15 protein-coding genes and 1 pseudogene are annotated in these 19,490 nt (G+C 40.6%); 14 read left to right on the forward strand and 2 right to left on the reverse strand.

The features are described from left to right. Positions 1-77: 77 nt before the first annotated feature. The 14 genes and pseudogenes from ACQ86H_RS22910 (at position 78) to ACQ86H_RS22975 (ending at position 14,868) form a co-directional block, all read left to right on the forward strand. Positions 78-647, forward strand: a complete 570-nt coding sequence (locus ACQ86H_RS22910) for a family 43 glycosylhydrolase (RefSeq protein ID WP_431295458.1) — start codon at positions 78-80, stop codon at positions 645-647. Further along, a pseudogene (locus tag ACQ86H_RS22915) lies at positions 641-1,339 on the forward strand (carbohydrate-binding protein); the annotation flags it as partial. The gene ACQ86H_RS22910 and the pseudogene ACQ86H_RS22915, both read left to right, overlap by 7 nt. Positions 1,340-1,481: 142 nt before the next feature. Further along, a complete protein-coding gene (locus ACQ86H_RS22920; RefSeq protein ID WP_431292614.1) occupies positions 1,482-2,861 on the forward strand; it encodes a glycoside hydrolase family 43 protein in 1,380 nt (459 codons plus the stop codon). Between the two features lie 756 nt (positions 2,862-3,617). Then, positions 3,618-4,775 (forward strand): glycoside hydrolase family 97 N-terminal domain-containing protein, encoded by a 1,158-nt coding sequence (locus ACQ86H_RS22925; RefSeq protein WP_431292615.1) that lies wholly within the window; start codon positions 3,618-3,620, stop codon positions 4,773-4,775. Further along, positions 4,715-5,569 (forward strand): glycoside hydrolase family 97 catalytic domain-containing protein, encoded by an 855-nt coding sequence (locus ACQ86H_RS22930; protein WP_431292616.1) that lies wholly within the window; start codon positions 4,715-4,717, stop codon positions 5,567-5,569. Before ACQ86H_RS22925 ends, ACQ86H_RS22930 begins: the two co-directional genes overlap by 61 nt. A gap of 373 nt (positions 5,570-5,942) precedes the next feature. Further along, complete coding sequence (locus ACQ86H_RS22935; RefSeq protein ID WP_431292617.1) at positions 5,943-6,185, forward strand: hypothetical protein; 243 nt, start codon at positions 5,943-5,945, stop codon at positions 6,183-6,185. Continuing rightward, on the forward strand, positions 6,182-8,344 hold the full coding sequence (locus ACQ86H_RS22940; RefSeq protein ID WP_431292618.1) for a glycoside hydrolase family 127 protein: 2,163 nt from the start codon (positions 6,182-6,184) through the stop codon (positions 8,342-8,344). Before ACQ86H_RS22935 ends, ACQ86H_RS22940 begins: the two co-directional genes overlap by 4 nt. 205 nt (positions 8,345-8,549) lie before the next feature. After that, positions 8,550-8,990, forward strand: coding sequence for a carboxypeptidase-like regulatory domain-containing protein (locus ACQ86H_RS22945; protein ID WP_431292619.1), 441 nt, complete (start codon positions 8,550-8,552; stop codon positions 8,988-8,990). Beyond that, positions 8,978-11,236, forward strand: coding sequence for a SusC/RagA family TonB-linked outer membrane protein (locus ACQ86H_RS22950; RefSeq protein ID WP_431295459.1), 2,259 nt, complete (start codon positions 8,978-8,980; stop codon positions 11,234-11,236). Before ACQ86H_RS22945 ends, ACQ86H_RS22950 begins: the two co-directional genes overlap by 13 nt. Further along, positions 11,233-11,736: a hypothetical protein gene (locus ACQ86H_RS22955; RefSeq protein WP_431292620.1), complete on the forward strand. Its 504-nt coding sequence runs from the start codon at positions 11,233-11,235 to the stop codon at positions 11,734-11,736. Before ACQ86H_RS22950 ends, ACQ86H_RS22955 begins: the two co-directional genes overlap by 4 nt. Before the next feature lie 11 nt (positions 11,737-11,747). Beyond that, positions 11,748-13,217, forward strand: coding sequence for a RagB/SusD family nutrient uptake outer membrane protein (locus tag ACQ86H_RS22960; protein WP_431292621.1), 1,470 nt, complete (start codon positions 11,748-11,750; stop codon positions 13,215-13,217). Between the two features lie 4 nt (positions 13,218-13,221). Next, on the forward strand, positions 13,222-13,890 hold the full coding sequence (locus tag ACQ86H_RS22965) for a hypothetical protein (protein ID WP_138820371.1): 669 nt from the start codon (positions 13,222-13,224) through the stop codon (positions 13,888-13,890). Positions 13,891-13,915: 25 nt separating this feature from the next. Continuing rightward, entirely contained in the window at positions 13,916-14,272 is a 357-nt protein-coding gene (locus ACQ86H_RS22970) for a hypothetical protein (protein ID WP_431292622.1), read from the forward strand. Further along, positions 14,269-14,868 carry a hypothetical protein gene (locus ACQ86H_RS22975; RefSeq protein ID WP_431292623.1) on the forward strand — a complete coding sequence of 200 codons (600 nt, stop codon included), beginning with the start codon at positions 14,269-14,271 and terminating at the stop codon, positions 14,866-14,868. Before ACQ86H_RS22970 ends, ACQ86H_RS22975 begins: the two co-directional genes overlap by 4 nt. Before the next feature lie 433 nt (positions 14,869-15,301). Here the strand turns inward: ACQ86H_RS22975 and ACQ86H_RS22980 are convergent, their stop codons facing one another. Both ACQ86H_RS22980 and ACQ86H_RS22985 read right to left on the reverse strand, forming a co-directional pair. Further along, positions 15,302-15,511 (reverse strand): hypothetical protein, encoded by a 210-nt coding sequence (locus ACQ86H_RS22980; protein ID WP_138820367.1) that lies wholly within the window; start codon positions 15,509-15,511, stop codon positions 15,302-15,304. 312 nt (positions 15,512-15,823) lie between these two features. After that, on the reverse strand, positions 15,824-19,357 hold the full coding sequence (locus tag ACQ86H_RS22985; RefSeq protein ID WP_431292624.1) for a family 43 glycosylhydrolase: 3,534 nt from the start codon (positions 19,355-19,357) through the stop codon (positions 15,824-15,826). Positions 19,358-19,490 lie beyond the last annotated feature (133 nt).

Below are 19,490 nucleotides of genomic sequence, written 5' to 3' on the forward strand. Positions count from 1 at the left end.
CGGGCCTGCTGTCAGTATTGGCAAGTTTTGCCCAGAACCCAATCGTTCAGACCTATTATACAGCTGACCCGGCACCAATGGTACACAATGGAACCGTTTATCTATATACTTCGCATGATGAAGATGTTACGGTGAAAAACTTTTTCACCATGAACGATTGGCGGTGTTATTCTTCAAAGGATATGGTTAACTGGACTGATCATGGAGCAATTTTATCCTATAAAGATTTTAGCTGGTCGCGCGGTGATGCATGGGCAGGCCAGTGCATATTCAGGGATGGGAAATTTTACTATTACTTACCCGTTAACCAAAAAAATGGCGGGAACGCCATTGGTGTTGCCATTTCAGACACGCCTACAGCAGGCTTTAAAGATGCAATAGGCAAGCCATTGCTTTCAGGCTTTGGTTACATTGATCCAACTGTTTTTATCGATGATGACGGGCAGGCTTATCTCTATTGGGGCAATCCTCAATTATATTATGTAAAACTGAATAAAGATATGGTCTCTTATGATGAAAAAATCGGAATCGTGAAAGTGCCGCTAAACAAGCAGAGCTTTAGTGCGAGGAAAAAGATTCGGAAAAAAGACCATCGGAATATGAGGAAGGACCATGGTTCTTTAAGCGGAAAAGCAAATATTACCTGATTTATCCGGCTGGAGGCGTTCCTGAACATTTGGCTTATTCTACCAGCAAAGGCCCAACAGGCCCTTGGATATATGGGGATACGATTATGAAAGTGATCGAAGATCGTGGTGCATTCACCAATCACCCCGGCTATATCGATTTCAAAGGCCAGTCTTATTTATTTTATCATGACGGGGCTTTACCTGGGGGTGGGGGCTTCAAACGTTCGGTTTGTATCGAACCATTCAGTTTTAACCCTGATGGATCTATTCCGAGAATTAACCGCACAAAAACAGGCGTACTGAAAAGCGCCTCAAACTTAGATCCTTTTACCCGTGTTGAAGCCGAAACCATAGCATGGTCAGAAGGTGTAAAAACCGCCAAGGACAGCTTAACAGGGGCTATTTATGTATCCAATATTGACAATGGGGATTACATCAAAATCCGCAGTGTAGATTTTGGCAAAGGCGCTACGAAGTTTGAAGCAACAGTAGCCTCCCTATCCTCAAAAGGAAATATAGAACTTCGGGCAGATAGCTTAAGCGGTAAGCTACTGGGAAAACTGGAAGTAAAATCAACCAAAAATACTCAGGATTGGAAAGCCCAGCTGTGTAAAACAGACCGGATCACTGGTGTACATGACCTGTATTTGGTATTCAAAGGTGAGGGCAATGAGCTGTTTAATTTTGACTCCTGGCGTTTGATCCGCTAATGGCAGGTTATTAATCACCTCAGGTTCCAGCGCTGTGGCGCTCACATTAAGATGTTTAACTGCGGTTTCTTTATCAGGAACTAAGCAAATTAAATGGAATTATGGATAGGAAAATCCACATCAGCCCTTAAAATAAAACTAAATGAAAATAACACATATAAAAATGGTAAAGAAATTCAGAATAGGCGCAAGCTTACTTTTAAGTTTCGTAACGCTGGGCACTTTAGCCCAAAATCCTATCATACAGACTAAATTTACGGCCGATCCGGCACCAATGGTATATAAAGATACCGTATACCTGTACACCTCCCATGATGAAGATAATGCGGGTCCTGGAATGGGTAAATTCCTGATGAAGGATTGGCTTCTTTATACTTCAACAGATATGGTAAACTGGACAGACCACGGCGCTATTGCATCTCTGAAAAACTTCACCTGGGGAAAGCAGGATAACGGAGCCTGGGCACCTCAATGTATTGAGCGTAATGGAAAATTCTACCTGTATTGTCCGGTACAGGGAAGTGGCATTGGGGTCTTGGTAGCAGACAGTCCTTATGGCCCATTCAAAGATCCTATAGGAAAAAGGCTTATTGATGATGACCATCTGTGGAATGACATTGATCCCTCTGTGTTTATTGATGATAACGGACAAGCCTATCTGTATTGGGGTAATCCAAACCTCTGGTATGTAAAGTTAAATAAAGACATGATCTCCTATTCAGGGGAAATCGTTAAAGTAAAAGATGTAGGTAAAGAAAAAGGGCAAACCAAAGCTGATGCTTACCACTACCAGGAAGGTCCGTGGACTTATAAACGTCACGACCACTACTATCTCGCCTATGCCTCTACTTGTTGCCCCGAAGGGATTGCTTACGCAATGAGCAAAAATGCAACCGGCCCCTGGGACTATAAGGGTTACCTGATGAAACCAAATGAAAAATCTTCAGGAAATCACCCTGGAATTATTGATTACAAGGGTAAATCATATTTGTTTGGTTTTAATTTCCGGTTAAATTTTATGATCACCGATAAACATCATGAAAGACGCTCGGTTTGTGTGGAAGAACTCAGCTACAACCAGGATGGTACAATCCAGGAGATGCCATGGTGGTCGGAAACCGGAGTGAAACAAATCGGTAATTTAAGTCCTTTCAAACGTACCGAAGCTGAAACCATAAGCTGGTCTGAAGGTATTAAAGCAGAAAAAGACGCTGTAAACGGGCGTATTTTCACCACCAATAAACAGCCAGGTGCTTTCATCAAAATTAAAGGTGTGGACTTTAAAAGTGGTGCTAAAAAGTTTGAAGCCAGTTTAACTTCCATTACTGGCGGAGGAAAGCTGGAAATCAGAATTGATGATCAAAATGGCAGGTTAATCGGAACACTTCCCATAAAAAGTAAAGATACCAAATGGGAAACAATCTCCTGTACGCTTAATGAGGTAAAGGGCAAGCACGACCTATTCCTGGTATTTAAAGAGGGAATATTCAGTTTAGACTGGTGGAAGATGATAAAAAAGTAAATCCGGATTGATAAAACTGTTGGTCGTGGGGCCTTTGAGTTAATTGCTAATTTCGAATTGTTTTATTCTATTTTTAATCGTTCTAAGGATTGACTACAAAAATTGTTTTAAAGTTATAAAACGGAAAATTGGTTAATCTAATCCTATTCAGTTATTTATTTTAGAACGTGTTTAAAAATTAAATAAAATTAATTCGCATGTCAGTCTGAGCGTAGTCGAAGACCATTTCAACAAATTAATGAAAGCAATCCATTACGCTACCATCAACAGACACCAATAGGATGGTCGTCATCTCGACCGGAGCAACGCGAAGTGGAGAGATCTTTGTACTATTTATTGAAATCAAATTTAAAAGATTTTGCTTCGCAGAACCTTCGGGTTCTCCACTGCGGTCGAATGATACTTCTAGACCATTCACCTTCTTTATCCATCTGTATTTTATATATAAATTATCGTTCAGGATGATAGCCAAAGGCTAGGTAATATTTGCTGTAAAAATTTAAACAGGATCTTAGTTAAGCAAAATAACTTTGAGGATTTTGAGAATAAAAAACTACCGGAGCTTAGTGGCAGCAACAGTTTTGTTCAACTACTGGTACAGAAGAAAAAGAAAATGGGAAAAAAATAATAAACGTTACCATAACATTTAAAAATATTGCCTAATTTTCGCTTTCGAAACTGATCAGATAAATCTATACCAAATAAGCTTATTCCGTTGTGATGAATATCCCAAAATTACTCCACAAATCTTTAGCTATGAATTATTTTAAAGGCATTTTACTGGTAATGGCATTGGTTACCAGCCACGTTTTATCTTTTGCCCAAGACCTGAACGTTACAAGTCCAGATCAGAAATTAATGGTTAAATTATATTTAAACGAGGGTAAACTTTATTACAATGTAGTACTACGGGGAAAAGAAATGATTGAGCGATCTCCTCTGGGACTTCGCGGAAGCCAGATGGACTTATCTTCCGGTCTCAAGCTAACCGGTAAGCAATTACGACGAATCGATGAGCGTTACAATGAACCAAAAATCAAGATCAGTAGTGTAAGCTACCAGGCAAATGAGCTCATCTGCAAATTTGAGAATACCAAAAAGAACCAGATTGAAGTAGTATTTCGCGTGAGCAATAACGATATTGCCTTTAGATATCAGGTTCCTCAGACCGGTGAAGCCGCAACCTTTGTAATTGAAGAAGAATTGAGCGGATACAAATTCCCGGCAAATACCACTACGTTTTTAACCCCGCAGGCTACCCCCATGATAGGCTGGATGAAAACCAAGCCTAGCTACGAAGAAGAATATAATCCTGATCAGGCCATGGGCGTCCCTTCAAAATATGGCATAGGTTATACTTTTCCCGCCCTTTTCCATTTAGGGAATGAAGGCTGGGTATTACTTTCAGAAACGGGCGTAAATTCGCTATACTGTGGTTCCAGGCTAAGCGAAGGCACTAAAGATGGTCATTACAAAATTGCTTTCCCGGAGAAGGGAGAAAACAATGGCATCGGTAGTGCAAATCCAACGATATCATTACCAGGCAATACACCCTGGCGTACCATTACTGTCGGACGTACACTTAAACCGATTGTTGAAACTACTGTTCCATTCGATGTTGTAGCGCCGCAGTATGCCGCATCGAAAAACTATACCTTTGGCCGGTCTACCTGGAGCTGGCTGTTATGGCAAGATGAAAGTATTAATTTCGAGGATCAGAAAAAGTTTATTGATCTTTCTGCGGCCATGGGTTATGAGTTTGTACTGATTGATAACTGGTGGGACACAAAGATCGGACGGAAAAAATCGAGGAACTGGTTGCCTATGGCAAAGACAAAAAGGTTGGCATTGCCTTGTGGTATAACTCCAATGGTTTTTGGAACGATGCGCCACAAAGTCCTAAATATAAAATGAATACCGCCTCTGCAAGAAAACAGGAAATGGCGTGGATGCAGCAGATTGGGGTGAAAGGAATTAAGGTAGATTTCTTTGGTGGCGACAAACAGGAAACCATGAAACTGTATGAAGATATTTTAGCTGATGCCAACACTTTTGGTTTAACGGTAATCTTCCATGGCTGTACAATACCCAGAGGTTGGGAAAGAATGTACCCTAATTATGCTGGAAGCGAGGCGGTATTGGCATCCGAGAACCTGATATTTGGGCAACATGCCAATGATAACGAAGCTTTCAATGCCAGCCTTCACCCCTTTATCCGAAATGCTATCGGCTCAATGGATTTCGGCCCCGTTCTTTTAAATAAGCGCCATAACAAGAAAAATGACGGAGGAACAATCAGAAAAACAACAGAAACTTTCCAATTGGCAACCGCTATTCTTTTCCAGAATCCAGTGCAGAATTTTGGCATCACCCCAAATAACCTCAGCGATGTTGCGCCTCACGTGATCGATTTTATGAAAAATGTGCCAACAACCTGGGACAATACTGTTTTCCTTGATGGATATCCTGGAAAATATTGTGTATTGGCACGTCGCCATGGCGATGCCTGGTATATTGCCGCTATAAATGCTGAAACTACGGAGAAAACAATCGACATTTCGCTTCCAATGTTATCAGGTACTGAAGTTACCTTATACTCAGATGCCGGCGACCGTTCACCTCAAATAAAACAGCTGAAATTAAATAAGACAAAACAATTAAAACTAAAACTTTTACCAGGCGGAGCGAATGTAATCGTGGCAAAATAAAATAGCTCCACAGGAGAGTATGTAATAGAATGGTTGTCATCTCGACTGTAGCGCAGCTAAATGGAGAGATCTTGGAATCTGGCAGGCCTGTAATAAACAAAAAATTTCAAATTATTCTATACAGAAACTAGCTCTTATTACCACAAAGATTCAGGGTCATATATTGGTATATCAGAGCAATAGAATGTTCTCATACACCCAAGATTGAGGTAAAATCTTGCTACGACCTGCAAAAAAACACTTAGACTTTTATTTTCAAATGCGCTAGCTTCGTGTGATTCTAAATATAACCGAAAAGCTAATCAGCTTATATACTATTTTGAATAGTCAGGTTTATATAATGAACACAAAATCCTTAAATAACCAGATAAGTATGAAGAATAAAATAAATCAGCTAATCCTATTTTGCACATTATTAATCTCATTGGCATTCAATACGTTTGCGCAAAAGAAAGATTATCCGATCAAGCCCGTAGCGTTTACAAAGGTTCATGTAGAGGATAACTTTTGGCAGCCAAAAATGGAGATCAATGCAAAAGTAACTATCCCCTATGTAATTGCACAATGTAAAGCAAATGGCAGAATGGATAATTTTCTAAGGGCAGGAAAAAAATGAGTGGAGATAAGATGAGTGAATTTCCGTTTGATGATACCGATGTATATAAAGCAATTGAGGGCGCATCTTATTCCATTCAGAATAAAGCAAATCCAAAACTTGAAGCTTATATTGATACGCTTATCAGCATAATCGGCGGGGCACAAGAACCCGATGGATATTTATTCACTTTCAGGACGGTGAATGCAAAAAAACCGCATGAATGGATCGGAGCTAAACGTTGGGAGAAGGAAGAGATATTAAGTCATGAGCTTTATAATGCTGGACATCTTTATGAGGCCGCAGTGGCCCATTATCAGGCAACCGGTAAAAAGACACTATTAAACATTGCCATTAGAAATGCAAACCTTTTGGTAAAAACCTTTGGTCCCGGAAAAACAGAAGAATACCCGGGCCACCAGATTGTAGAGATCGGGCTATCCAAAATGTACCGTGTTACCGGTAATCAAAAATATCTGGACCTCGCAAAGTTCTTCCTGGACGTGAGGGGTCCGAAAGGAGATGAATATAATCAGGCACATGAAAAAGTTACCGATCAGCATACAGCTGTTGGCCATGCCGTGAGGGCAGCCTATATGTATACAGGAATGGCAGATATTGCTGCGCTTACCGGAGATACAAAATACCTGTCTGCTATTGATGATATTTGGGGAGACGTAGTAAATAAAAAATTATATATTACCGGAGGTATTGGTGCTACAGGAGCTGGTGAAGCTTTCGGAGAAGCTTACCAATTACCAAATATGTCTGCATATGCCGAAACCTGTGCCGCTATTGGAAATGTTTACTGGAATGAAAGAATGTTCCTGCTGCATGGGGATTCTAAATACGTTGACGTATTGGAAAGAACATTATATAATGGATTATTATCTGGCGTTTCGTTAAGTGGCGATCGTTTCTTTTATCCAAACCCATTGGCATCCATGTTTCAACATCAGCGGAGCGCGTGGATCAGTTGCGCATGTTGCATTAGTAATATGGCCCGCTTTTTACCTTCTCTGCCAGGTTATGTGTATGCACAGGATAAAAACGACCTGTATATAAACCTGTTTATGAGCAACACCAGTAAAATTTCCCTTGCCACCACGGGGGTAGAAATCACACAGACTACAGACTATCCCTGGAAAGGAGAGGTAACCATCAATATCAACCCGGAAAAAACTGCTGTTTTTACCCTAAGAATCCGGATTCCGGGCTGGGCAGCCCAAGAGGCCTCGCCAGGAAATCTTTATTCATTTATGGATAAAAAAACAACTCCTGTAAAGATTTCAATCAATGGGGAGGTCACATCATTTATTACAGAAAAAGGCTATGCTGTTTTAACCAGAAAATGGGAAAAAGGCGATAAAATTTTCTTAAACCTACCCATGGAAACCGACAAAGTGATCGCTAACAAAAACGTTAAAGACGATGCTTCACGTTTTGTATTACAACGCGGACCTGTTGTTTACTGCCTTGAAGGCCCAGACAATAAAGACAGCCTGGTACAGAATATTATGATCGGTAAGAATGCAATTGCCTCTTCTCATTATGAGCAAAACCTTCTTGATGGTGTAGGAGTAATCGATATTAAAGGCCAAAGCACAAAACGGCAAATAAAGAGCGACAGCCTTTTGGTAACCGCTCAGGATGTTAAGGCCATACCGTATTATGCCTGGGCAAACAGGGGGCCAAGCGAAATGACAGTATGGATACCTTATGAGCAATCAGCGGCCATGCCAAAGCCTGCACCAACCATAGCAAGCAGAAGTCAGGTATCAGGCTCGTTAAAAAACAAGAGAATGTTCTCGGCAATCAAAGATCAGTACGAACCTGCCAATTCAAAAGATACAAATTTCCCCTACCTGCACTGGTGGCCCGCAAAAAACACCGACGAATTTCTGCAATATAATTTTGAATCGGAGCAGACTGTCAGCGAATCTAAAGTTTACTGGTATGATGATGGTCCCTGGGGTGGCTGTCGAATTCCAGCCTCTTACAGGTTACTTTACAAGAAAGGCGAACTGTGGATCCCTGTAGAATCAATATCTCCTTATGAGATCAGTAAGGATAAATGGAATGTTGTAAAATTCAAACAGGTAAGTACCTCTGCTTTAAGGATGGAAATAAGGCTTCCGCCAGAACAAGCAACTGGCGTACATGAATGGACGGTAGAATAATCACTAAAGACAAAAAACTCCTTATTCCTTTAAAGAAATAAGGAGTTTTTTTATTAGAAATACATTCAATAATATCTGGTATCCATAAATAATAGAAAAGCTTAAATCAGATGATAAGGTAACAACGAGAGAAGATTTATTCTACTTTAAACTGGTTAAAAAATGATTCGAATAGGGTAAAATATTCATTACAATCAAATCATTAATGGGTAAATTTATAAACGTTACCACAACGTTTAAACTAACCAATAAACTAATGAAATCAAACCTTACTTTAGGGCGGAGTAAGTTCCTGGGCATCATCATATTCCTCATGGTACCCTTTCTTAGCTTCGCACAAACCAAAGTTACCGGAACAGTAACTGATGGAAAAAACCAGCCTTTACCCGGGGCATCTATTAAACAAAAGGGCACAACAAACGGTACCTCTTCGGATACAAAGGGAAACTTCTCGCTGACCTTAAAAGAAGGCTCATCAATGTTGACGGTAAGCATTGTTGGCTATAAGTCAAAAGAAGTTTCTGCTGCAGGCCAGACAAGCATTAATATTGAGCTTGCGGAAGATAACAACTCTTTGGATGAGGTGGTTGCCATAGGCTATCAGAATATCCAGAGAAAAAAACAGCTGGTGCTATATCTTCTGTAAAAGGAAAAGATTTTGAAAATACGCCTTACTCTACATTTGATGCCATGCTGCAGGGAAGGGTTGCAGGCCTGACAGTCTTGAGTACTTCGGGCGAACCCGGAGGGAACAACATCGTCAACATCCGTGGTGCAAGTAATGTAAACTTAGGCCAAAGCAGTTCGCCCTTATACGTTATCGATGGTGTGATTTATGATGTCAATGATATTGGGTCGGCCTATGGAAGCAGTCCATTACAGGCAATAAACCCCAACGACATCGAATCTGTCGATGTACTTAAGGATGCATCTGCTTCAGCAGTTTATGGTGCCAGGGCGGCAAACGGCGTTATTATTGTAAAAACAAAGCGTGCAGTTATTGGCGCTCCACCACAGATCAGGATATCAAGCTATTTCGGTATTGCGAACAAACCGGCACTGAAACCAATCCAAACCGGTACTGCGGAGAGAAGACTGAAAATGGATTTACTCTATGGGGGCAATGCATCATACGACCTGCTCAAAAATCTGAATATGATGTTAACCGACAGTTTAAATACTGCTTTCAACAACAATACAGACTGGCAGGGGTTATTTCTCCAAACGGGAAATATCAGCAATATTGATGCAAGCATATCGGGGGCAACGGATAAATATTCTTATAGATTCTCTTTCAACCGTTACTTTGAGGAAGGGGTAATGAAAGGTTATGATATCAACAGGATTACCCCTAGCCTGTTCTTCCAGGTATCTCCTACTGAAAAATTGCTGATCCAGACCAATCTATTTGTCGGCCTGACCAAAGCCAAGCACGGTCAAGGCGACCAAAACAAATACCCCTTCACAACCTGGGGTTTCCCATCATCTTTTTGGAGCATTGGCCCAACTGAACAGGCGTTATATACCGGCAGATATGATGAACTTAGAGACGATGACAAAACCACCAGTTTGAATGGTAACACAATGGCCCAATATACTATTATACCTGGTTTAAACTTAAAAAGCACGATATCGTACAATATAAACAATAATACCAGAAGCTATTTTAAACCAAATCTTTTAAGTTCCAGCGGCCAGAATGAAGCTTACGGATATATCTACCAAACCAACCGTTGGGAATTGGAGAACACATTAAACTACTATAAGTCATTGAAAAGCGGACATAATTTTAACATCGTCCTGCTACAGGGAATGGAAAAAAACATACTCAACAATACTTATAGCTCAAGTATAGGAAATTCGGATGCGGTAAAAACCGTTACGGGAATTGCTGCTGGTCCAAATTTGTATGTAAGTAACGATATCCAGGAGCGCTCGCGCTTATCTTGGATGGGAAGTTTTGTTTATGATTACAAAGGAAAATATCTTTTTCAGGCAGTATACCGTGCCGATGCCTCTTCAAGGTATAGTGCTGACAGCCGTTGGGGCTCCTTCCCTTCAGTTTCAGCAGGCTGGAATGCATCTGAAGAGCATTTCTTCTCACCACTGAAGAATATTGTTTCCTACTTAAAGTTTAGGGCCAGTTATGGCGTAACCGGAAATGATCCCGGCGCTTATTATGCCCAGTACCAATCGTTAATAGGAGATGCAGGTTATCCAACATCAGTATTGGCAAATGGTGTAGGTGGCTTTCAGAATACCTATAATGGGACACCAGTATTATACCCGGATTATTATGGAGCAGCATCAGCAAGTTCGATCAGCTGGGAAAGAAGTCCGCAGTTCAACGCGGGAATCGACATGGGACTGCTTAAGGACAGAATAACCTTAACAGCCGATTACTACGTAAGGGATTCTAAAAGTAAGGTATTTCAGGTTGCCGTACCACTTACTACTGGTTATTCTCAGATCTCAAACAATTTTGTTGATCTCCGTAATTCGGGTATTGAGTTAACTTTAACCACGAGAAATTTTGGGCCAAAGTCAAAGTTTCAGTGGACAACCAATTTCAATATCGCTTATAACGATAATTATATTACCAAACTGCCAAACGGGGGAAGAGATTTCACTTTCGGACCGCCTTGGCTACAACAGACCCTGAGCGTTGGCGAACCATTGTTCACCTATAAGGTCTGGGACGTGAAAGGAATTTATTCAACGGACGCAGATGTTCCTGTAGACCCGAAAACAGGCAAACGGATTACGCACTTCGGGGGGCACAATACAGTGCAGGTGATCCGGCAAGGGCAGATCAGAACGGGGATTACAATATCGATTATAATGATTATGTATCTTATGGAAATCCAAATCCAGACATTACAGGCGGTATGAACAATTCATTTTCATACAAAGGCTTTTCTCTTGATGTGCTGGTTACTTTCATTTCTGGCCGAAGCCTGCGTAATGGCTACCTCTCAGATAAGTTTCAGGATGCAGGAACTTCTAATCCATACTTCTACTGGGGGCCAAGATCAGGACCTGCATCAAACTTTAATGTTTCGGATTTCTGGTCCAAACCGGGAGATATTGCCAAATACCCAGGACTGATTACCAATACAGTAGACAAATGGCATATAGGCCAGAGCATGTACGTAGAGGACGCAAGTTTCTTACGCATCAAAAATATCCGCTTGGGCTATGCCTTGCCTCAAAAACTCACCAAAAAACTAGGCATGAGCATGATTAGATTTTACGGTGTAATGGATAATGTAAAAGTATGGTCCAAATCCACTGTACCTGATCCGGAAGCGGTTGGAGTAGATGGGTATTCTGGCGGAAACGACTATCCCATTCCCAAAAAGTACACATTTGGCATTGATTTAACATTTTAAACATTACTACGATGAAAAGATTAGCAATATATATATGCTGTGCAATCGGATTGAGCATGGCCACTTCATGCAAAAAGTTTCTTGATGAAAAACCCATTAGCACCTCTACAGATATTACCTTTTGGAAAAATGAGAACGATGCAGACAAGGGTATAGCAGGAGGTTACGCACTATTGAGAAAAACCTTGAATAAGGCAAATGGACTTGCTTTTTATGCCTACGGAGACCTGCCTACTGATGAATTCTCTTCTGCGAATTCTTATCGTTTCGACAACATTGCTGCGATCAATTGGTCCATAGCTGTTGCTACTGCAGAAACAGGAGATCCAATGATGCAAATGAGAAGATATGACAGCTTCTATAGCGCCATAGACCAAGCCAATAGATGTCTCAAATTTATCCCGACAATACCAGATGATAAATTTTCTTCTCCTACATCAAAAAATAATCTCTTGGGCGAAGCCTATTTTTTAAGGGCATTCAATTATTTCTACATGACCAGAATTTGGGGAGATGTTCCCCTGGTTACACAAACCGGAGCGATTGCAGATGCCGTAGATATTCCACGCAATAAGGCAGCTGAAGTTTTAGCACAATGCTTAAGTGATGTTAACATGGCAATAAGCCTTTTGAACTGGGATTATGCGAACCCGGCAAATAGAGCCGTAAGAGCAAATAAAGGTTCAGCTTACGCCCTTCTGGCACATATTTATGCCTGGCAGGGCGATTACCAAAACTGTAATTTGACAACCAGCAAGATTATCGACCAAAACTTTTATCAGTATGTAAACAGGGATAGTTACCTTGACATATACAAAGGTAAATCTAATGAGGGCATTTTTGAGATTGCCCAAAGTGGTGAAAATGAAGGCAATGTAGCTAACATAGCAAATTACACGTTAAAAAGCCCTTATTTAACAACTAATACCGGAAATGCTGTTTTTTCACTCAATACCACTACGTTAAAGAATCTTTTCGATGATCTTAACGATAAACGGTATTCCAAAGCCTTTGCGCTGACCAATTCAACAGACCCGATCTGTATCAAGTATTCGAATATCACCTATGTTAACGGACAAAACGTAATTATTCCGGTAGCCCATAATAACATCATCATTTTCAGGCTTGCAGATATAAAGCTTTTAAAGGCAGAAGCACTTGCAGCATTAAACCAGTTTGATCAATCCAGGGCCATACTCAATGAAGTAAGGGGCATAGCAGGTGCGGGTGCCTGGAATGGCGATAATGCCAACTTGTTTGACGCCATTATAAACGAGCGTGGAAGAGAACTATTTCTGGAAGGACATCGTTTTTACGACTTGGTTAGGCTTGGCAGAAAAACCGGCACTATTAAATTCGGCGATGACAAGATGAACAAAGGCGACTTCGATGCAGGCAAATATTATTGGCCGATAGACCCGGCGTTAATGATTATAAACAAAAAGTTAACCCAAACTCCGTTCTGGAGCTCAAAGATGTAAAATAATGAAAAATAAAATATTCTATTCCATAATATGCTGTATGGGGCTTGCCTATTTTACAAGCTGCAAGAAAAGTGAATACCTGACAGATGGCGGATTAAGTACCGCCAAAACCCCATTAACAACATACGATTACCTTAAACAGCATAAGTACCACTTGTTTGATACGCTGATTATGGTGATTGATCATTACAACATGAAGCAGGAAGTAAATGGTGCAGCAACTTTTTTTGCCCCCACCAACTATTCCATTAACAGCTACCTGAAAATAAAAAGAGATTCGGTCAGACTTATTAATGAAAACAATAACTATGGCCTTGCCGATATGTATAAGGATATCAGCGCAGATTCGCTCAGGATGTACATCTCCAAATCAAGGATTGCATTGATGACAACACCCTTACAGGCGACCATTGTGGGTAACGCAGCAAATACGCAAACAGCAATCCAAAGGATTTTGCAGCCCAAGCCAGCCGAATCCTGGTCATCTGCACCGATATATTATCTCTATTATATAAAAGTTAGGGGTGGTCTGGATCCTCCTAATGTAACTGCACAACCCAATGATCCAAACGTAGACCTTAAAGCACAATGCCAGACCACCGATATAGAACCATCATCTGGCGGAATGCTGCATGTGCTGAGCAACAACCATACATTCATCAGATTCTAACGTGGAATCATAACAGGTAAAAATCATGAAGAAAATATTATTAATTTCATCCATATCTGCGCTAGCTTTGACCGGCATTTTTTTCGGCTGTAAAAAGGTAGAAAAGGGTTTCATCAGTGACTATATGTTTTACAGTCCAAACCCTTTAATTGCTACCCAGGGAAATGTAACAAATTCAAACGCGATTGAATTAGATGGAACCACCGGACCAGTAAAGGTTAAACTTCTTGCCGTTAGAAATGCAGACACCGGGCAGCCGGCGCCCGAAATGACAAAAGAGTTTACGATTAAACAGTTTCTTGGTCAGATTACCAGTGCCGATTCAACCGTTGCTTTAGTAAACAAAAAATTGTACTTAAACCGGCTTTACCCCTGGAGGTGAGTGAGATTGGAGGAAGAATATCTCTCTCCCAGGCTACAGCATTTGTTGCTACCGGCAATTATGTAATAGATGTAGAGGTAAGCAACGTTAAAGGTACCCGCCAGATTTTAAATGCATGCAGGATACAGCTATTGCCAAAGACTTATTTTGCTCTCGACGCTGGACCGTTTGTGACTACCTCTGATCCGGATGCTGAAACAGGCTTCAGTGACAGGATAAACCTACCCATTACCGTTACGTACGACAATAAAGGTCCTAATAAGATCAGGTTTGTCTTTTTGGATAAAAATGGTGCAGCTTTTGATCCTTCTGCCGGACAGGTAATCACCAGAGGCGATAGAGGTAACTTTTCTCAGATGAACCCCTATTTTCCACTTGTAAAAACATCTTCAGCACTAGAATGGGAGTTTATTGATCTTCCTAACGGCTTCCCCATTAAAGATGGCGCCAACGGAACCGGAAATTATTACCGTATCCCCGCAAGATTTACTGTAGAAAATAGAAATGCTAACCCTGTTTTTTTTGGCTTCAAGGCTTTGTCAGCAGGCAGCTATACCGTATCTATTCAAATACCTACAATTACGAAAAAACCTTAGTTAGTTAATAATGATGATGATGCCCAGGTCGTGTAAAAGCGGTCCTGGGTTTTTTGTTTGCAACATGGCCATCTTAAGGCTTCATTGACAGATTCCAATAGAGTGGTCGTCATCTTGACTGAAGCGCAGGGGAATGGAGAGATCTTTGAACTAAGTTATTGAAATCAAATTTAAAAAATTTTGCTCCGCAGAGCCTTCGGGTTCTCCATTACAGCCGAAAGGACAATTATCTTCGAACCTGTTTAAAATTAAATAAAATTTCGGATGTCAACCTCCAATAGAATGGTCGTCATCTCGACCGGAGCAACGCGGAGCGGAGAGATCTTTGGACTATATTAAAAGATTTGCTTCGCAGAGCCTTCAGGCAATCTCATTAAGTTAAGGGATAAATCTCAAAAGATGCCGCCTTGAGGGGTAATTTATGGTTTAAAAATCAATATGAGTGATGTACAATTAATGTCTTTTGCCATACGCCACGATCTTGCCTCGGCTCGCCGCCGCCGAAGGGCTCTTTCTTTTTGGTGTCAAAAAGACCAGCGAAGCTAGCTTGAATGCCATTGAAAACATAAAAACACATGAAAAAACAAAAAACACCGGCTGAAAATTTATTCATTTGTTGTTTATAACTTTCAGCTGCATTCATGAGGGCTTCGCCGTTTTCTTTCGAAGCCAGTGGGATGGCTTTGTCAGTGGAGCCCGAAAAATTTGTTAGGCCGGATTTAAGCAGAACGGAGATACCGTGCTACGGCCTAGCTATAAGGAAATCCATAGACTCCGCAAGTCGCTCATTAATAAATAATTGCAAAATAACGTTAATGGTAACGTAATTGAAGGGCATTTATTTGCAATTTATCAAATCTCATGAAGTCTTAGACTACGCTCTAACCAACCGCGGTGCTTAGTTAATAACAAAATTGGTCAACCAATTTCAATAACAAATATTAATTTTTCTCTTTTATTTCTTCTGGATGATCTTAAAATCACTAAACGATGCATAACCAGAAATATCACCATAAGTAGCATGATACACGCCCACCTCTAAAACTCCGCTACTCATATCATCTCTTTTTACCGGACTGCCGGGAAGATTTACCCAATCCTTTCCATCATGGCTGCCACGCATAAAAAATAGATTTCCCTGCCTTTGTATTTGTAAATGACGATAAAAAGCCCATCCCGATAGGTTGTTCAACTGTTTGCGTTCCCCCTGGTTAAAATCAGTTATGATGTTTCCGACACCCCAGCCTGGCATCACACCATTTTGTATGAGCTTTGCCCCACTTGATGGTTCTTTAACCATTATACCTGCCTCATTTGCACCATAAGCTTTCTTTTGGTTCAGCCCTAACATATCGGATAGCAACACCTCGGCAGTAAAATTACCTTCTACCTGGTTGTAAGCAAATGGTCCTGTTGCCATTGATCCATCCCAGAATGTATTGTGCGACACCAGCTTCAATACACCGGAATGCTGGGCAACGGTGTCCGCATTTCCTATCAAACCGTCCCAGGAAGTACCTTTCAAACCATCTGCTCTTGCCGGAACCGATAACGCTGCTCCATTTTGCTTTCTGATTACAAAAAGTATAGAATCTGTTGTAACGGCACAGGGTAACGAGGTTGGGGTAACATTGCCAAAGTTATCTCTAACCTTTACAGTGTAAGTATAGCGCTTTTCTGACGCAACTGAAAAGTCAGTATAATCTGGAGATTTTAACCATTTTAGGGTGCTTTTATCTCCATCACTTTTAAAAAGGTATTCAAAATTGGTACCAGGCAACACTGGTTTATCCGCAGCCATAGAAACCATATTTGGCGTAACAGCTGATGGTTTTAAGGCGAATGACGCGTGTGAGAGGTTGTTATTTAGTGTCTGTTTCCAAAAATTAAATTCCAGCATACAACGGCTATCATCAAGACCATAATTAAACACATAAATTGATGATATGGCTACTGAAGTCCCTTCCGTTGCAGATCCAATTAAAATACGCTGATCTTTTTGTCTGTTAGGGGGATTATCATTTCCAGCTAATTTACCATTTACAAAAATCTTGAATCTACCTCTGTAATAAGTACAGATCACCTGTTGCCACTTTCCGGTTCCTGCTATCCTGGCCGTTTTATTTCCTTTGCCAAAAAATAAATCTGTTTTTGATCCGGCTTGCGAATACAATGAAAAAATGGCGCTAAAAGGTTTTGAAAAATCTGGTGCTTCGGTCATTTCATTGCTAAGAAGCAATTTACCCTTATTGTACAATACCACTGCTATTTTCCCATTTACATCGGCAACTTCTGCTTTTCCCTTACTTCCAAGTACCCCCAAAGCAGCACCGTTGTTAGTCCACTTATTCAAATTGCCATAGTCGAGATTTTTTGCCTCTACATGTAGCACGATATTATTAGGCAGCCCTTTTTTATAAGCTGCTTTAATTTCTTCATGGCTTAGTGGCACATCATAAATTTTTAATGAAGCCAATGCACCGGAAAACCCTGCACTTCCATCTTCATTTCCGCCGATGAGAAAATGCCTGAGGTTATTGATAAAGAGCATCCTTCTTTCTCTCCTGTCCAATTCTCCATCAACATAAATATGTTCCATTGTACCATCAAAAACAATGCTGATCAGATGCCATTCATTTGCTTTTGGTAAATGCTTGTATCCTAAATCTGCCCATCCCAGATGGGTTATTGCGCCTGCAGTTTTACTATTCCCATAACCGACTGCAGCGTTACTTAAATTAACCCCTCCCCGCCCTGTCCACGAAATAATGGTTTCTTCTTTATCAATCTCTGGATTTAAAACCCACATACTTACGCTATAGCTGCTGTTTCCAAGTAGAGACTGCGGCGCAGGAACTGATGAAGATAAGCGCTCCTGACCAGTAAAAACCAATGCTTTTTTGCCTGCGATCATTGAGGTAGTGGGTCTAGTTGTTCCACTAGCCAAAAAATGCCCACCCAACTTACCTTTATTTTGAAGGTTTGCTACAACGGTGCCTGTCCGGAGATTATCTAATGCCAGGTCTAGCAATAAACCTTTTGGTTCAAAAGCTTTTAAAGGTTGCCATTTTTTAATTTTGGTATTCATTACCGGATGATATTCTGCATTATCGAAAACTTTAATATTCCATATCGCTTTATTCAATCCCGGATATTCAGTCTGTAAAACCATGGTACGGAGGTACCTCGCCTTAATATTTCCGAAATCAATCATCGGGCTTCCATGTTGTGTATTTTTACTGCGATCGGCATATATTTTCCATGTTTTTCCGTTAACCGAATACATGATCTTATATTGATAGTACCAGGTGGCATATTCAAACTGCGTATGGATACTTTTAACATGCTCTATTTTTCCCAAATCTACCTGCACCCAGGCAGGCCCTATATTGCTTTTGCTTTTCCATAATGTTCCATTATTATCATCAAAGGCAAATTCCGCTTTAAAATTTTCATCATAGCTGGAGGATGCGGACACTTTTTTACCTTGCGCTAAATTTGGATGTGGGTTGGCATTTTTCGCCAGATAACCGATTCCGGTATGTGTTGGTAAAATCTTAAGTATATTCCCTTCATCATCGAATACCATTTTGTCTACTGCAATCTGCCTGTGGTAACCGCCATCATTATGCGGATTATTATGCCGGTGATAAACCAGGTAAAAATCATCACCCTGTTGCAATACAGATTGATGTCCCGGCCCGTGCACCGTTCCGTCTTTATTTGTAGATAAAATGGGATTATTAGCGGCATATTTAAAAGGTCCCATCGGGTTGGTTGCAGTTGCATATTGAACCCTGTAAGTGCCATCCTCACAATAACCTGAAGAATAGGTCAAATAGTAAATTCCTTTTCTTTTAAATACAAAGGGTGCTTCGAAAAACTCTTTTGCATCAGTATTGGGAATCTGTGCCAGCCTGGAAAAGGATTTCATATCTTTATTTAAAAGACCAACACCACAGCCATGGTTGGGATAAATGCCCCAGGTGCCCCAGTACATATAATATTTGCCATCATCATCCTTAAAAGTCTGTCCATCAAGCGTAATTACATTTGGCACCATAAAATTAGAAACAATCGGTTTACCTTTAGGTAATAGCGATGTCCAGGGACCAACAGGGGTATCAGATGAAGCTCCAAAAATCTCAACAGGCTGGCAGTAATACAGATAATACTTACTATCGGCACCCTGGGTTACATCTGGCGCCCAGTAGTAGTGCGTGGTTGGCCAGTTCATATCCTGCATGACCCAATTCACAAAATCTTTAGATGTCCATACCTGGGAAGGACCGAAACCACCACCGTTACCATCTGTTGTAGCATATATGTAATAAGTATCTCCAAACTTCTTTACCGTTGGATCTGCAAAATAACCCGGTATAATTGGATTTCCATGTACCACAGCCTCCTTTGCAGATTGCGCCAGTACCATTTGAAAAGTAGAACACAGTAGAAATAAAATGAATGGCTTTAGATATTTTTTCTTCATGGTTAAGTGTTACGTCAGGAATTTTGGAAACAGCTGTTATAGGTCAGCACGTAAATATAAACGAAGTATAATCCAGATTACCGTTGTATATTAATCCATAGTATCAATATTTTAACCTTTCCCATTTTTAATA

The sequence above is a fragment of the Pedobacter sp. P26 genome (assembly GCF_050632135.1).
In the GTDB taxonomy this organism is placed as follows: domain Bacteria; phylum Bacteroidota; class Bacteroidia; order Sphingobacteriales; family Sphingobacteriaceae; genus Pedobacter.

Coding starts and splice junctions, on each gene's coding strand:
- ACQ86H_RS22910 (WP_431295458.1), top strand. CDS start 78: ATGGTACACAATGGAACCGTTTATCTATATACTTCGCATGATGAAGAT.
- ACQ86H_RS22920 (WP_431292614.1), top strand. CDS start 1,482: ATGAAAATAACACATATAAAAATGGTAAAGAAATTCAGAATAGGCGCA.
- ACQ86H_RS22925 (WP_431292615.1), top strand. CDS start 3,618: ATGAATTATTTTAAAGGCATTTTACTGGTAATGGCATTGGTTACCAGC.
- ACQ86H_RS22935 (WP_431292617.1), top strand. CDS start 5,943: ATGAAGAATAAAATAAATCAGCTAATCCTATTTTGCACATTATTAATC.
- ACQ86H_RS22940 (WP_431292618.1), top strand. CDS start 6,182: ATGAGTGGAGATAAGATGAGTGAATTTCCGTTTGATGATACCGATGTA.
- ACQ86H_RS22945 (WP_431292619.1), top strand. CDS start 8,550: ATGGGTAAATTTATAAACGTTACCACAACGTTTAAACTAACCAATAAA.
- ACQ86H_RS22955 (WP_431292620.1), top strand. CDS start 11,233: ATGAACAATTCATTTTCATACAAAGGCTTTTCTCTTGATGTGCTGGTT.
- ACQ86H_RS22960 (WP_431292621.1), top strand. CDS start 11,748: ATGAAAAGATTAGCAATATATATATGCTGTGCAATCGGATTGAGCATG.
- ACQ86H_RS22965 (WP_138820371.1), top strand. CDS start 13,222: ATGAAAAATAAAATATTCTATTCCATAATATGCTGTATGGGGCTTGCC.
- ACQ86H_RS22970 (WP_431292622.1), top strand. CDS start 13,916: ATGAAGAAAATATTATTAATTTCATCCATATCTGCGCTAGCTTTGACC.
- ACQ86H_RS22980 (WP_138820367.1), bottom strand. CDS start 15,511: ATGAATGCAGCTGAAAGTTATAAACAACAAATGAATAAATTTTCAGCC.
- ACQ86H_RS22985 (WP_431292624.1), bottom strand. CDS start 19,357: ATGAAGAAAAAATATCTAAAGCCATTCATTTTATTTCTACTGTGTTCT.